Source organism: Rhizobium sp. BK098, assembly GCF_014193155.1.
Taxonomy (GTDB): domain Bacteria; phylum Pseudomonadota; class Alphaproteobacteria; order Rhizobiales; family Rhizobiaceae; genus Rhizobium.
This window is the reverse complement of the sequence record NZ_JACHYY010000003.1, coordinates 236,581-250,370: the sequence shown is the minus strand read 5'-3', so window position 1 is coordinate 250,370 and position 13,790 is coordinate 236,581. Positions and strand designations below refer to the sequence as shown.

Sequence of the window (13,790 nt, the reverse complement as noted above, 5' to 3'; positions counted from 1 at the left end):
AATCCGCCCGCATGGCAAGTGGGAGTTTCGGCATGGACAAGACAATTGCGAGCACGGCAGCCGCCGTCTCCGACATCGGCGATGGCGCGACCGTCATGATCGGCGGCTTTGGCGGCTCCGGCGCGCCGATCGAACTCATTCACGCACTGATCGACAAAGGCCCGAAGAACCTGACCGTCATCAACAACAATGCCGGCAACGGGCGTATCGGCATCGCTGCGATGATCGACGCGGGCATGGTCAGGAAGATGATCTGCTCCTTCCCGCGTTCATCCGATCCACGCGCCTTCACGGACCGTTACCTGGCCGGAGAAATCGAGCTGGAGCTGGTGCCTCAGGGGACTCTTGCCGAACGCATCCGCGCCGGCGGTGCCGGCATTCCAGCCTTTTACACCCCGACCGCCTACGGCACCGAGCTTGCCAACGGCAAGGTCATCGCCGAGTTCGACGGCCGCCACTATGTTCAGGAGCGCTGGCTCAAGGCCGATTTCGCCATTGTCAAAGCTGAAGTCGGCGATGTGCAGGGCAATCTCATCTACAACAAGGCCGGCCGCAATTTTAATCCACTGATGTGCATGGCCGCGGCCAAGACGATCGCGCAGGTCTCGAAAATCGTTGCCGCCGGCGAACTCGATCCGGAGCACATCGTTACCCCCGGCATCTTCGTCAACGGCGTCGTTGAGGTCGCCGATCCGCAGCAGGAAGAAAATCTCATTCGAGCCGGAGTGGCCTACGTATGACCATCGACACACGCGAAGACATCAAGCTCTCCAACGCCCAGATCGCCTGGCGCGCAGCTCAGGAAATCGAAGATGGCGCCTATGTTAATCTCGGTATCGGTTTTCCGGAAATGGTCGCCCGCTACCAGCCCCCAGGCCGTCAGGCGATCTTCCACACTGAAAACGGCATCCTGAATTTCGGCGAGCCGCCGGCGGAAGGCGAAGAAGATTGGGATCTGATCAACGCCGGCAAGAAGGCTGTCACGCTGAAGCCCGGCGCTTCCTTCTTCCATCACGCCGATAGCTTTGCCATGGTGCGCGGCGGCCATCTGGATGTCGCGATCCTCGGCGCCTACCAGGTCGCGCAGAATGGCGATCTCGCCAATTGGCGCGTCGGCTCCAAGGGTGTGCCTGCCGTCGGCGGAGCCATGGATCTGGTCCATGGCGCCAAGCAGGTTTTCGTCATCACCGAACATGTGACGAAGGACGGCAAGCCGAAACTGGTGGAGGCCTGCACCTTTCCTCTGACCGGCGTCGGCTGCATCACCCGCATCTATACGAGCCATGCGGTCATCGACATTGGCAAGCAAGGTTTCGTCGTCCGTGAAAAGCTCGCTGCGATGACTATGGACGAACTGCAGGCGATGACCGGCGCGCCGCTCCACATAGATCGTCCCGTTGCCGACCTCGTCGTGCCGAAGCTCTGAAGCCGGTTGCCATCTTTCAGACTCGCGCGCGATGCTTTAAGCTTATAATATTTCGCAGGCCGCTTTTGCGCAACATGCCGTTGGGAGAAGACCATGACCGAAGCCTTCATCTGTGACTATATCCGCACGCCGATCGGCCGCTTCGGCGGATCGCTCTCCTCGGTTCGTGCCGATGATCTCGGTGCCGTGCCGCTGAAGGCGCTGATCGAGCGCAACGGCTCGGTCGATTGGGAAGCCATCGACGACGTGATCTATGGATGCGCCAACCAGGCGGGCGAGGACAATCGCAACGTCGCGCGCATGGCAAGCCTGCTGGCCGGCCTGCCGATTTCGGTGCCCGGCACGACGATCAACCGGCTTTGCGGCTCGGGCATGGATGCCGTCATCGCGGCTGCCCGCGCCATCCGCGCCGGCGAGGCTGATTTGATGATCGCCGGCGGCGTTGAGAGCATGTCGCGCGCGCCATTCGTCATTCCCAAGGCCGAAAGCGCCTTTTCGCGCAATGCCGAGATCTACGACACCACCATCGGCTGGCGCTTCATCAATCCTGTCATGAAGAAGCAGTATGGCGTCGACTCCATGCCGGAAACCGGCGAGAACGTCGCGGAAGATTACAAGGTCAGCCGCGAAGATCAGGACGCCTTTGCCGTTCGCTCGCAGGCAAAGGCTGCCGCAGCGCAGGATAACGGCAGGCTTGCCAAGGAAATCGCACCGGTGACGATCCCGCAGCGCAAGGGCGATCCTGTTATCGTCGGCAAGGACGAGCATCCGCGCGCAACCACCATGGAAGCGCTTGCCAAGCTCGGCACCCCCTTCAAGAAGGAAGGCGGCACGGTGACGGCCGGCAACGCCTCTGGCGTCAATGACGGCGCGGCCGCGCTCATCATTGCGTCTGAAGCAGCTACCAGAAAATATGGCCTGACGCCGATAGCGCGCATCCTTGGCGGCGCGGCCGCCGGTGTCCCCCCGCGCATCATGGGCATCGGCCCCGTACCGGCTTCGCGCAAGCTCATGGCCCGCCTCGGCATGCGCCAAGAGCAGTTCGACGTCATCGAATTGAACGAAGCCTTCGCCTCGCAAGGGCTTGCCGTGCTGCGCGAACTCGGCATCGCCGACGACGACGCGCGCGTCAACCGTAATGGCGGCGCCATCGCGCTCGGTCATCCGCTTGGCATGTCGGGTGCGCGCATCACCGGCACGGCTGCCCTGGAGCTGAAGGAAATCGGCGGGCGCTATTCGCTTTCCACCATGTGCATCGGCGTCGGCCAGGGCATTGCCATAGCGCTGGAACGGGTCTGATCGTTCCGGCCAGCCCATGGTCTGCAGCCCGATGCGCGGCGGACCATGCCCGCTGCTGAGTGCCCGATATTAGCCCGCGACGGCGGCGATCAGCGATGATCTGGAACGGTAAAGGCTTTGGCGCGTTTTCCCGCTGCTCAGTGGGATCAGTCCATGCCGTCACGCCAGAACGTCTTAAAAGCATTTCCGCCAAGCGCCGTTATCATTCTCATTGCCATCACCCTGTTGCTGTCGATTGCGCAATCCGCCTTCGCAGCCGAGGGGCAGAAAGCCAGCCACCCTTCGGAAGGGCTGTTTCTGGTCCAGATCATTCTGCTTGTCGTATCGGGCAGGCTGCTCGGCGAATTGATGGTGCGCATCGGCCAGCCATCGATCATGGGCCAGATCATCGCCGGCATCATTCTCGGCCCCTCCCTTTTCGGCCTGATCTTCCCGCATGCGCGAGCGAGCCTTTTTCCTTCAGACGGCGCACAAAAGAGCATGACCGACGCGATCGGCCAGCTCGGCATTCTCTTTCTCCTGCTGCTTGCCGGCATGGAAACCGATCTGGGTCTTGCAAAACGCTTGCGCAAATCTGCGGCCGGCGTCTCGCTAACCGGTATCGTCATCCCGTTTGCTGCGGGATTTGCCTTGGGCGAACTCATTCCCGACGCCTTGCTTCCCGATCCTCAAAAGCGGCTGGTAACCTCCCTCTTCCTGGGCACTGCGCTTTCCATTTCCTCCGTGAAGATCGTCGCTTCCGTGGTTCGCGAGATGGACTTCATGCGCCGGAACGTCGGCCAACTCATCGTCGCCTCCGCCATCATCGATGACACGATCGGATGGGTCATCATTGCCATAACGTTCGGCTTGGCCGAAAAAGGCACGGTCGATCTGACGACGCTCGCGACCAGCGTTATTGGCACATTGGCCTTCATGGCCGTCAGCTTCACCGTCGGCAGACGGGCGGTCTTCGAAATCATCCGCTGGACCAACGACAATTTCCGTAGCGACCTGCCCGTGCTCAGCGCCATCATCGCAATCATGGGCACGATGGCGATCATCACCAATTTCATCGGGGTCCATACCGTGCTCGGCGCTTTCGTCGCCGGCATTCTGGTCGGTGAATCCCCTATTCTCACACGTCAGATCGATGTGCAGCTTCGGGCTTTGACGACGGCTCTGTTCATGCCGGTCTTTTTTGGACTGACCGGTCTGCAGACCGATCTCACCGTACTTGCCGATCCTTCCATCCTGCTGCTGACGGCTGCTGTCGTGATCATAGCAAGTATCGGCAAGTTCGGAGGCGCTTTTGCCGCCGCCAGGTTCGGCGGCTATTCGGCATCGGAGGCCCTGGCGCTCGGCTGCGGCATGAATGCACGCGGATCGACGGAGGTGATCGTCGCGACCATAGGCCTGTCGGTCGGCGTGCTGGACGAAAAACTCTTTTCCGTCATCGTCGCCATGGCCGTCATCACCACCATGGCGATGCCGCCGACGCTTCGGTGGGCGCTTGCCCGCCTGCCACTGCGTGAGGAGGAGCGCAATCGTCTGGAGCGCGAACAGTTCGAGCGCGAGAGCTTCCTCGGAAATTTTGAGCGCATCCTGCTGGCTGTCGACGGTTCGCAAAGCAGCCGCCTGGCAACCTGGATTGCCGCTTTCTTCGCGGTGACACGCAAGATGCCCGTCACGGTGATGGATGCACGCGGAGCCGATGAAACTCCAGACACGCCCGGTGCTATGGGAGCCTTGCATCCAGCGTCGCACGCCAAGGCAATCGCCGAAGATCTGCGCCAATACGCCACTGATCTGCTTGCGTCGGCGCCACCGGAGCAGAACCTGGCCGGCGAAGGCGATATCCATGTGACAATCCGAGAAAAGAGCGACAAGCTCGAAACCGTACTCGAAGACGTCTCCGATACAGGCCACGATCTTCTCCTGGCGGGCATCGAACCCTCCTTGGGAGACGATGGTCGCTTCGGCCCGTCGCTACAGGTCATGACATCGGCGTTCCAGGGAACTCCGGCGATCATCACGGCACGCGGCCCGCTTCCAAAGCATCCGGGAGATCTGCGGATACTGCTTCCCGTCAGTGGCACCGAGCGCTCCATCCGCGCCGCCGAATTCGGGCTCGCGATCGCAAAGGCGGCAAACGCCCATTGCGCGCTGCTATTAATCGTCGAGCCGCGCCGCGCCAGCGCTATTCCGCGTATCAGCGACCGAGGCAACGACCATCAGGATATTTTGAATAAGGTCGGCGCCATTGCAGATTATTATGGCGTGCAGATCGAAAAGGTCGTTCAGCAAGGACCTTCGCCGGAACTCTCGATCCTGCGGCATGCGCGCAGCGGCGGATATAATCTGATCGTGCTCGGCGTAAGCAAAAGAGCCAGTGGCAGCCTTTCCTACGGAAGCATCGCCGACACGGTGCTGCAGACCGCCGACAGATCCTGCATTTTCATCGAAACAGATCTGGCCTCCTCCTCGCAGGCAATTCGCGAATAGGCCGACCATCAGCCGTGAGATGGATCAGGAGAATCAATAAAACACATCAACGCTATTCATTTTTCCTATGCTGCCTCCTAGTCCATATTGGCCGGCAATATGATTTGACCGAGCGCACCGATGTCCGACCTTGCCCTTTCGCGTGACCACGAAGAAGCCGATGCGCGGGAGGGATGGAAGGTCGTCGCCGCGACCCATGTGCTGACGGCCGTGACCTTCGGAGCCGCCTATTCCTTCTCCGCCACCTTGCCGGGACTTGCCGCGGAGTTTAGCGCCTCTCGCGGCGAGATTGCCCTCGTCTTCTCCATCTCCGCATTCCTCTTCTATTCCCTGGGCGCGATTGCCGGGCCGCTCGCCGACAGATGGTCGCCTCGCAGCTTGGTTCTTCTGGGGCTTGCTGCCATGATCCTCGGCTACATCGGCGCGAGCCGCGCCGGGTCTCTCGTGTCGCTCTATGTCTGGTACGGCTTCGGCGTTGGTTTGGGGATCGGCCTCTCCTATGTTCCAGCCCTAGGAGCCGTGCAATCCTGGTTTATCCGCAGACGCAGCCAGGCCTCGGGCATCGCGACTGCCGGAATTGGACTTGGCACCCTGGTGCTGCCCTTTGCGATCGGCCAGGCGCTCCCCTTCATCGGCTGGCGAGGCTGCTTCACCGCGCTTGCGTGTCTATTTGCCGTGTTCGGATTGCCGGCCGCAATGCTCATCCGCAAAAGGCGTGACAATCCGGATCCATCCCGGGGTCGAGCGGACAAGCATGCAAATGCTGCCATATGGCGGGACGGACGGTTCTATCTTTTCTATGCCGTGCTTGTTCTGTCGTCGTTTTGCACTTTCATTCCCTATGTCCATATCGTTGCAGCAGCGCAGGACATGGGTCTCTCGCTGCAAGACGGAACCACTCTTGTTGGCCTTATTGGCGTCGGCAACGTGGTCGGGCGCTTTTTCCTGGCCGGGCTCGGCGATCGCTTCGGCCGGCGCCGGCTATTGGCGTCTCTGACATTTGCCGTCGCCGCGTCCTTTGCTCTCTGGGCATCGGCATCAGGCATGATCCAGCTGGCGTTGTTCGCACTGACGTTCGGCATGAGCTATGGCGGCTGCGTCGGCCTTTATCCCGCTGTGGCGGCCGATCTGTTCGGGACGCGCAATATCGGCGCCGTCATCGGATATCTCTATACGGCGGTCGGTATCGCAGCCTTGATCGGGCCGACGGCAGCCGGTTTTATTTTCGACCATACCGGCAGCTATTCCGGCCCGATTATCGCAAGCGGCCTCGCCGCTTTTGCGGCTGGTTTCATGGCACTGCGCCTTGGGCACGAATAGCACCGTTGGTGGCGGTGATTGTCAGAGTTGGGCTGCGATGGCGGCCTTGTCGATGATTGACCAGACATGCCGAATTCGTCCATCCAGAAACTCATAAAAGACATTCTCAGCGAATTGGACCCTTCTGCCGTTCACCGCCATGCCGAACAACAGCCCCGTCGGTCTGCAATCAAATTGCAGGCGACATGCGACACGCGGCGGCTCGCAGATGAGCAGAGCGATATCGAAATGAAGATCGGGGATGGCGCGAAAATCACCTTCGAGCATTTGTCGATAGCCTGACAACCCCACATGAGCGCTATTATAGCACACGTCTTCATGGACGAATTTGCGCAGGTTCGGCCAATCCTGCCCGTTGAGACAGGCAATGTACCCTCGATAGATATCGGAAAGGTCGGTGCTTGCCATTCTCATCACCCTCGGCTGGGTGACAGCCGGTTTCTCAGGCAGTCGCCTGCAAACGACGGTGGCCGGCATTCATCACTCCAATCGGATGCTTGAGCGCCGGTGCCGGTCGGCCGATATGGTATCCCTGAACGGCGTCGATGCCAAAGGATTTGACGAGATTGAGCTGCTCTTCGTCTTCCACGCCTTCGACCAGGATGCGGTGACCGCGATTACGCACCAGGCCGATAATATCCTCAAGCAGAATCTTGGCGCCGTCGTTGTTTGCCGCATCATGCAGGAAGGATTTGTCGATCTTGACGGTTTCGAACTCCATCAGGCGAAGCCATGACAACCCGGCAAAGCCTGTGCCGAAATCATCCAGCCAGAATTTGATGCCGAGCTTCTTCAGATCCTGGATGCTGTCGAGCACATCCGGACGTATCTCCATGTCGACGCCCTCGGTGATTTCGAACGCTACCCTATGACCCGAGACGCCCGTTTCCGCCAGAATGGCTGCGACCTGCGCAGCGAAGCCTGGGGCCCGCAGCTGGATCGGGGAAACATTGATGCTGACGGTGTCGACAATGTCGCGGGTGAGCAAATCGCAGCATGCTCTTCTAATTGCCCAGTAACCGAGCTCGATGATGGCGCCCGTGCGCTCCGCGACAGGAATAAAGACAGCCGGTGAAGAATTCGACCCATCGAGCAGCTGCAGACGCATCAGAGCCTCATAAGCGCCGATCTCTCCGGTCCTGAGATATTGAATCGGTTGATAGACCAGCGAAACGAGATTTTGCTGAATGGCGATCTTCAGGATGGCCGCGATGTTCTCGCTTGCGTCGCCGCCCGGCAGCTCGTTCGGGTCGAAGATCCGCGCGCAATTGCGGCCGCTCGCCTTTGCGGAATAGAGCGCGCGGTCGGCCTCATTGATCACATTCTCCAGCTTTGCACCAGCGAGATCTCTGGTAATGGTCGCGCCGACACTGACAGTGACATGCCGGAAACCGTCCAGGCGCTGGGCGTGAACGATATCGAGAGCTTCGATCCCCTGGCAGATCGCCTCCGCCAGCGCCAGCGCATCCGAGCTGCTCTCCAGATCGAGAATAACGATGAATTCCTCGCCGCCATAACGCCCGACCGTCGCCCCTAGTGGCGCGACGATATTCGACAGCGCGTTGGCAACCGTGACGAGACAGTGATCGCCCTCCTGATGGCCATAATAGTCATTGTACTTCTTGAAGAAGTCGACATCGACCAGAAGAATGGCAAAAGGAGCGCGCTTTTCGCGCCAACGATCCCAAAACTGTTTCAGCCTTATATCGGCGGCTCTCCTATTTTCCATTCCAGTCAGGGAATCGGTAATGGAAAGCCGCAGAAGCGCCTCGCCGCGCTCCGTTGCCTGCTGCTGCTGCAATTCCGCTTCTCGCGCATTGAGGAAGACGTTGAAACGTTCCTTGTTCAATTTCCAGTTCACATAGGAGGTGAACACGAAGCAGCAGAGATAGAAGGTCGTAAAAGCCAGGCAATAGGCGGCGCTGTAGTGAAATTCCGTCAGCGATAGCAGGAAGAAGGCAAAGATCAGCCCCGACGAGGCAAGTGCAAGACCGAACTCGAGACTGAAGAACAAGTTAACGCCCATCATGAAGATGGCACCGAACGCGGCGTAATAAGAGAATGCCTCCGCATTCGTCGTCTGCAATGCCGGCAGCAGCCACACGACATATCCGAGAACGACAGCCGCCGCACAGGTCGCCTCCAGCTCGCCGGCACGACGCAGGCGGGAAAACTGGATTTCCAGCACCAGAAGCGAAAACCCGCCGATTAGAAACCGTGCAGGGATCGTCACATGCGAGACATCCGGAATGAAGACCAGATCCGTGATGAGGAAAAGGACATAGACGGGCACGGCAAGCCACAGACCGCTGCGAGCCAGGGCGCGCCGCGCATCATTGCTATAGGCTTTGTAGAGCACACGCAGCTCATCGGGATGATCCGTGCCCAGAGCAGCGCTCCGGCCAAGTTCGCTTCCTCCCGACAATTGACGCATGCTCATCATCACCCGAGTTAGCCGAGACTTCATGTCCACCGCGTTACCTTTGCGTCGCTCGAATGAACCAATCGCTCGCTTCACCACGGCGGCCAATTTGATCCGTTTGATAACGACAGCGTTGACGCAGCGACATTAACAAAACCATAGCGCTCAATTTTTATCTGAGATATGGTTTGCGGAGTGTTCACGGAATGATTTAAAATTGAAACAATTTCAAACCGCTCTAGATGGCTTCAGCCTCGTTACCACTCAGTCCATCTCGGAACATACGAGATCGTCCGGTAACAACATTGCAACCGACCAAATAAAGGAGGGCGAGGCCGAACTCGCCCTCATTCTCTCGCTTACGCAACAGGCGTTCGAAGCAAACGCGCCCGTTCCAGGCACCATGAAAGCCTTGACGGAGCGTCTGCAGGCGCTGAAAAACAAGACGACACCCCTGACCTGGGCGCATCTGGCCTCGGTGGCGCAGGGGCACCCCGTGTCGTCCTACCTGCTGCAGGACCCTCTGACGCGATGGTCTTTCGAAAAGCCGCGCGGCTATAGCGGGGACGCGTATCTGCTGGATTTCATCTATGAACATCCAGCCGTTGCCGCACAGGTGGCGGAAGCTTCGGCGCTGGGCGCAGAAGTTTACGATTTCACCCGGCGCGCAGCATCCGCCGTCGCCGTGCGCGAAAGGCGCGAGATCCTGGCAGCCCATGTCGATGCGGTGGCGGAGGCGACGGATGGCGCCGAAGTCCTGGCAATCGCGGCCGGCCATCTTCGCGAAGCCGAGCTCTCCCAAGCTCTGCAAAGCGGCAGGCTCAAGCGCTGGGTCGCACTTGATCAGGATCCGGTCAGCGTCGGGACGGTGGCCTCGGCCTTCCATGGCAGCTGCATCGAAGCGATCAACGGCTCCGTTCGCACCATTTTGGGACGCGCGCAGAAGCTCGGCACGTTCGACTTCATCTATGCAGCCGGCCTTTACGATTATCTGGCCGAAAGCGTAGCCGTGCGCCTGACGGAGCGCTGCCTGCAGATGCTGAAGCCCGGCGGCAAGTTCCTGCTTGCAAACTTCGCCAAGGATATCGGTGTCGAAGGTTACATGGAAACCTTCATGAACTGGCCGCTGATCTGGCGAACGGATGAGGATGTCCAGTCGATCATCGACAAGGTCAAGCACCCGATCGCGGATGTTTCTCTGACGCGCGGCGAAAACGGCGGCGTCATATACGCCGTTCTGACCGTATAGCCGACCGCAAGCGTGATAGCCGGCTAAGCCGCGCTGCGGCTTGGCCGGCAAAGTCGCAGCAGCGCAAGCACCAGAAGATTGACCAAGATGATTGCTGCGATAGCGGCAGGCGCTGCTGTATCTGGCGCCAATATCTGTTGACGCAACAAATAACCCGATACCAGAAACGGCGTATTCCAGATCAATGCGCCGCAGAATGTCGCGATGGCAAAGCCTGGCGCCGGTATGGCAAGCACGCCTGCCGGCAAAGCCATATAGGCGCGAACGACAGGCACAAGCTGACCGAAGAACGTGGCCCGCACGGGATGACCATGATAATTGCGCTTCAGGCGCAGATACCACTCTTCTTTAATCTCCAGACGCCGGACCATCTTCAGCACGAAGAGGTCGCCACGCTTAGGTCCCAGCCAACGGCCTATTCCATACCAGAACAGCGAACCTGCCATTGAACCGGCAGCGGTAACGGCGATCACTGCGGGCAGATCAACCGGGTGGGCGATGCCCAGCATGCCCAGCATCAAAAACAAGCCGATCGAAGGCAGGATGGGGACAAGCTTCTCGATTGCGGAACACAATGCAAGGCCGAACAGCCCCCATGCCGCCAGATCGGGCAGAGCATCCAATAGATAGGAGGAGCCGCTCATGTGGCGGCAGCCGGAGAATTTATCGGCCTGCGGCGGACGATCTTATAGACCCTGGCAGGCGGAAAATTGCGCAGCACCTGGCCCTGCAGCGTTGCCTTGAAACCAAACCGGTCAAGCAGGCGATGCGGTATCGGACAGCGCAGGCCATAGGTGAACTGATAGAGCGCCCCGCCCTCGCGCAGTCTCGCCGAGACCGCGGTCAAAATGGCAATGACCGCCTTCGGCGACATGTTGAGCAGCGGCAATCCGCTAATAGCACAGCCAAACTGCTTTCCTTCCGGCAAGCCGTAAGCATCAAGCCGCGCGGCATCGGCGCAGATGACACGGGCATCAGGAAACCGCTGGCGAAGCAGGCTGGCAAAACTATCAGCGGATTCAATCAGCGTAATATCGCTTTCGCATATGCCGCGTGCGAGAAGGGCTCGTGTGAACACTCCCGTGCCCGGGCCAAGCTCGAGAACCGGTCCCGCCGAAGGACCGATTTCGCTTGTGATCAGATCGGCCAGTACCGGGCCGGAGGGGGCGATCGCTCCCACCATGCGCGGATTGGTCAATAGAGTTCGCAGAAATAGTGATGTGTTTGACATGTGTTCCCGCCAATAGGGCCTCAGGAGATTCGCCTGCACGACAGGCTTTTCCTAAGAGGAGCCGATTGCGAGAACATTGCATCGGGAGCCGATAGGCTATCCGGCCATCGGAAAGCTCAGTCTGAAGGCCGCGCCACCCGTCGGTCCATCGAGGACACAAACCTTTCCACCATGGAGCCTGGCAATTTCCTGGACGAGGTTCAGCCCGAGGCCGAATCCCTTAGTGCGTCCTTGGAGACGATGAAACGGCTCGAAGATACGGTCCCGTTCTTCCTCCGGGATACCGCTTCCTTCGTCGCTTACGGTGATACCGGTGGCGCGGCTGACATGGACGGTGATCCTGCCACGGCGACCGCCATGCTGGATCGCGTTCTGTACGAGGTTGGTAACGGCTCGCTCGATGGCCATGCGATCGCCAAGAACTTCCACGGCCTCCTCGTCCTTGATGAAGCAGGGTTCATAATTGGCGGCGATCGCGAGCGGCGCTAGTTCCGAAACGACGTGTTCAGCGACCTCCACGAGATCGACCGAAACCGGCTCGAAGCGGTGATTGAGGCGCTGAAGATCGAGGAACTGCTCGGCAAGCGTCGCAAGGCGGACGGTATCTTCGAAGAGCCGCTCCTTCAAAGGGCCTGCCGGCAGGCCATCGAGACGTGCCTGCAGGATCGCAACCGGGGTCCGCCATTCATGGGCAAGATGGGAGAAAAGACGCTTCTGCCGCTCATAGCCTTCGTCCAGCCGCCTTAATGCATCATTGACGGCTTCGACAAGCGGCAGGATTTCACGCGGGACATCGTCGACCGGCAGCCGCGTCCCCTGGCGATTGATATCGATCTGCCCGGCGCGGGCAACGGCGGAATCCAGCGACGAAAAAGCGCGGCGAACCACCAGCGGCGCGGCAATCATCGTTGCGATCGCCGTGACGATCAACAGCGGCAGAAGGGCGCTGAAGAAGACGATGCCGACCGCACCAAGGATGCGGACCGTCGACACGGTACCGTCCACGCCCGTCAGGACCTGGATCTCGCCGGCCGGAGACGACACCCATTGCAGCCGGGCGGCGGGCACGGTGCTGCCTCCGAGATTGCTGCCAAAGCGGGCCTGTCCGATGCCGTCGAGCGCAGCGCCGAACGCTGCATAGGCCGCAGGCACGTTTCCGTCCTTGATCGTGGCGCCGCTGCGATCGCGCACGACGAACCAGAGACCTGGCAGGTTCTCGCGCCGCGCCAAAAGCGCCGGTGTTTCCTTCAGTTCAAGGGCGCCATTCTGATCGCGGCCAATCGACCGAGAGATGGCATCGATGGTCTCGTCTTCCGGCTGAAGCGAGATAAAGCTGCCGGTCGCCCACAAGGCGGCGACGATCAGCACCGCAAGCAACGACAGGAAGATCGCCTGCAGGAATGACAGGCGCGATACGAGACGCCATCGCAGGGAAGGCTGGCTTGCGCTCATGATTTCAATCTCATCAGATAGCCGATGCCACGAACGGGATGAATCTCCAGGCCGGACTCCACCAAGGCAAGTTTGCGACGAAGACGGGAGATATGCGCATCCAGCGTATTCGACTGGATATCTTCGCTGAACCCGTAAACGGCCTCTTCCAGAGCATGACGCGGCACCGTGCGGCCAAGCCGGCGCGCAAGCGCCTCGAAGACCAGAACTTCCCGGCGCGGCAATTCGAGTCGCTCGCCTCCAATCAGGATATCGTGGCAGCCGAAGTCATAGGACAGCCTGCCGAAATTCACCACCTCGGTCCGCAACTCGCCGGGGCGTCTCAGAATGGCGCGCAATCGCGCCAGCAGTTCTTCAATGGCAAATGGTTTGACGATGTAATCGTCGGCGCCGGTATCGAGACCACCGATGCGATCGCCGAGATCGCCGCGCGCCGTCAACACGATGACGGGCGTATCGATGCCGGCAGCCCTCAGCTTTGGAATGATCGACAAGCCGTCTCCATCCGGAACCTGCCGGTCGAGGAGAATGACATCATAGGGAAGATTTATCGCAGCCTCTTCGGCATCGGCCAGCATCGACGCGTGATCGACGATGGCATCGCGAGCCTGCAACGCAGCGCTCAGCGCCGCAGCCATTTCCGGCTCGTCCTCTAGTAACAAGATCCGCAATGAACCATCCCCAAAAATGGAGCGACTGCATTGCATAAGCGGATTGCGGGAAGATTGCGACCCTATCCGGGCTACACTTTATTATTCATTGGAGAATTTGAACCGATATGCTGCCGGTATCCGAAGATCTCGGCCAGTTCGGCTTTCGACGCCAGTCAAGTCGCAGGGGAAGGCATCGCCTCCCCTGCGATATCCGCCGTGCGGCGGCCGATAGGTAAGCTACAGCGAACGGAGGA

General features: G+C 59.8%; 12 protein-coding genes. 6 read left to right on the top strand and 6 right to left on the bottom strand.

Annotated features, from left to right (window positions below; translation table 11 throughout):
- Positions 1 to 32 precede the first annotated feature (32 nt).
- The 5 genes from FHT73_RS10485 to FHT73_RS10465 all read left to right on the top strand — a co-directional run bounded on the left by FHT73_RS10485 (position 33) and on the right by FHT73_RS10465 (position 6,529).
- Positions 33 to 740: a 3-oxoacid CoA-transferase subunit A gene (locus FHT73_RS10485; protein WP_112608665.1), complete on the top strand. Its 708-nt coding sequence runs from the start codon at positions 33 to 35 to the stop codon at positions 738 to 740.
- Positions 737 to 1,426: a CoA transferase subunit B gene (locus FHT73_RS10480; RefSeq protein ID WP_183711445.1), complete on the top strand. Its 690-nt coding sequence runs from the start codon at positions 737 to 739 to the stop codon at positions 1,424 to 1,426. Before FHT73_RS10485 ends, FHT73_RS10480 begins: the two co-directional genes overlap by 4 nt.
- A 93-nt stretch (positions 1,427 to 1,519) precedes the next feature.
- Entirely contained in the window at positions 1,520 to 2,725 is a 1,206-nt protein-coding gene (pcaF, locus tag FHT73_RS10475) for a 3-oxoadipyl-CoA thiolase (protein ID WP_183711443.1), read from the top strand.
- 153 nt (positions 2,726 to 2,878) lie between these two features.
- Positions 2,879 to 5,209: a cation:proton antiporter gene (locus FHT73_RS10470; RefSeq protein WP_183711441.1), complete on the top strand. Its 2,331-nt coding sequence runs from the start codon at positions 2,879 to 2,881 to the stop codon at positions 5,207 to 5,209.
- A 120-nt stretch (positions 5,210 to 5,329) separates the two neighbouring features.
- Positions 5,330 to 6,529, top strand: a complete 1,200-nt coding sequence (locus FHT73_RS10465; protein ID WP_183711431.1) for an MFS transporter — start codon at positions 5,330 to 5,332, stop codon at positions 6,527 to 6,529.
- A 21-nt stretch (positions 6,530 to 6,550) separates the two neighbouring features.
- On the opposite strand, the gene FHT73_RS10460 is transcribed toward FHT73_RS10465, so the two are convergent.
- A complete protein-coding gene (locus FHT73_RS10460; protein WP_183711818.1) occupies positions 6,551 to 6,937 on the bottom strand; it encodes an ester cyclase in 387 nt (128 codons plus the stop codon).
- A gap of 34 nt (positions 6,938 to 6,971) precedes the next feature.
- Complete coding sequence (locus FHT73_RS10455; protein WP_183711429.1) at positions 6,972 to 8,972, bottom strand: GGDEF domain-containing phosphodiesterase; 2,001 nt, start codon at positions 8,970 to 8,972, stop codon at positions 6,972 to 6,974.
- 196 nt (positions 8,973 to 9,168) lie between these two features.
- Here FHT73_RS10455 and FHT73_RS10450 point away from each other — a divergent pair, with 196 nt between their 5' ends.
- Positions 9,169 to 10,200, top strand: a complete 1,032-nt coding sequence (locus tag FHT73_RS10450) for a class I SAM-dependent methyltransferase (protein WP_112335882.1) — start codon at positions 9,169 to 9,171, stop codon at positions 10,198 to 10,200.
- Positions 10,201 to 10,223: 23 nt separating this feature from the next.
- Here FHT73_RS10450 and FHT73_RS10445 read toward each other — a convergent pair whose 3' ends face one another.
- The 4 genes from FHT73_RS10445 to FHT73_RS10430 form a co-directional block, all read right to left on the bottom strand.
- Entirely contained in the window at positions 10,224 to 10,844 is a 621-nt protein-coding gene (locus FHT73_RS10445; RefSeq protein ID WP_112608651.1) for a DedA family protein, read from the bottom strand.
- Positions 10,841 to 11,431 (bottom strand): methyltransferase domain-containing protein, encoded by a 591-nt coding sequence (locus FHT73_RS10440; protein WP_210290315.1) that lies wholly within the window; start codon positions 11,429 to 11,431, stop codon positions 10,841 to 10,843. Before FHT73_RS10440 ends, FHT73_RS10445 begins: the two co-directional genes overlap by 4 nt.
- 96 nt (positions 11,432 to 11,527) lie before the next feature.
- A complete protein-coding gene (locus FHT73_RS10435; RefSeq protein ID WP_183711425.1) occupies positions 11,528 to 12,883 on the bottom strand; it encodes a HAMP domain-containing sensor histidine kinase in 1,356 nt (451 codons plus the stop codon).
- On the bottom strand, positions 12,880 to 13,554 hold the full coding sequence (locus tag FHT73_RS10430; protein WP_183711423.1) for a response regulator transcription factor: 675 nt from the start codon (positions 13,552 to 13,554) through the stop codon (positions 12,880 to 12,882). Before FHT73_RS10430 ends, FHT73_RS10435 begins: the two co-directional genes overlap by 4 nt.
- Positions 13,555 to 13,790: the final 236 nt, after the last annotated feature.